Annotated in this window: 1 protein-coding gene; it reads left to right on the top strand. The window is 35.4% G+C overall.

Annotated elements, in window-relative coordinates:
- On the top strand, positions 1–268 hold a 268-nt coding region (locus ACKX14_RS15900; protein WP_422449371.1), incomplete at both ends, for a putative PEP-binding protein.

Raw genomic sequence — 268 nt, 5'->3', positions numbered from 1 at the left:
GAGAGCTTGCAGGACAGATGTCATTAGATTTTGAAGAATTAAAGGCTACTGTAGAAGGATTACACGAATTCAATCCAATGCTTGGTCATAGAGGATGCAGATTGGCTGTAACTTATCCAGAAATAGCAGAAATGCAAACTAGAGCGGTAATAGAAGCTGCTATAGAAGTTAAGAATGAAAAAGGTTATGATATCGTACCTGAAATAATGATTCCATTAGTTGGTGAAATTAAAGAGTTGAAGTTTGTTAAAGATATTGTTGACAGCAC

It is taken from the genome of Thermorhabdus hydrogeniformans, from assembly GCF_049310025.1.
GTDB lineage: Bacteria > Bacillota > Thermosediminibacteria > Thermosediminibacterales > Tepidanaerobacteraceae > JBJYKD01.
Note: the sequence above shows the minus strand (reverse complement) of the source record. Positions and strands in the feature narration are given on the sequence as shown.